Below are 762 nucleotides of genomic sequence, written 5' to 3' on the forward strand. Positions count from 1 at the left end.
CCGCCCGCCCCGCCCGCCGCGCGCTCCTCCAGGCCGGTGGGTCTCTCCGGCGCGGCGGGCGGGGCGGGCGGGTCGTCCGGGTCGATGCCCAGCGCGGGCGCCACGGTGCGCAGCTCCCGCAACAGGCCCTGGCTGGAGCCCAAGGGGCCGCCGCCTTCGAGGAGTTCCTCGTTGGACAGCGGGTGCGCGAAGTCGACCGGCACATAGGCGCCCGCGTGGTCGTAGTGCCAGACCAGGTGCGACTGCTGGGCCGTCGTCTCGAACATCTCCAGCAACTGCTCGTAGTCCCCGCCGAGTTCGTCGACCGGTGTCACACTGAGGCCGCACAGGGTGAGGAGATGGGCACGGCGCAGGAAGTGCAGGGCGTCGTAGTCGAATCCGGCGACCGGGGCTACGTCACCGGACAGGCCGGGGACGTAGCCGAAGACGGGTACGGGCGGCAGGCCCGCGTCGTCGAGTGCCTTGTCGTAGGAGGCGATCTCCTCGGCGAAGGGGTTGTCCGGGCTGTGGCACAGCACATCGACGAGGGGGACCAGCCAGAGGTCACAGGCCACGTTGGCTCACTCTCGTGCGCGCCGACATTGGTCGGGCCACTGTAGTGGCACTCGCCCGTTTGTCATACAGGGCGAATCCGGCTCGTCTCCGTGCCCGCCGGTTCCGCCGGTTCCGTCGGCTCCGATGACGAGGGTTCTCAACCGCGGGTCGCGTCGTGGCTGGTCGCGCAGTTCCCCGCGCTCCTGGGTTGGTTGGTGGGCCGGGGGT

General features: G+C 71.0%; 1 protein-coding gene. It reads right to left on the minus strand.

Annotation, left to right across the window (positions count from 1 at the left end; all coding sequences use genetic code 11):
* A partial coding sequence (locus K6I34_RS37665) for a hypothetical protein (protein ID WP_229332502.1) occupies window positions 1-554 on the minus strand: 554 nt, incomplete at its 3' end.
* Window positions 555-762 lie beyond the last annotated feature (208 nt).

The organism is Streptomyces sp. UNOC14_S4, from assembly GCF_020740835.1.
In the GTDB taxonomy this organism is placed as follows: Bacteria; Actinomycetota; Actinomycetes; order Streptomycetales; family Streptomycetaceae; genus Streptomyces.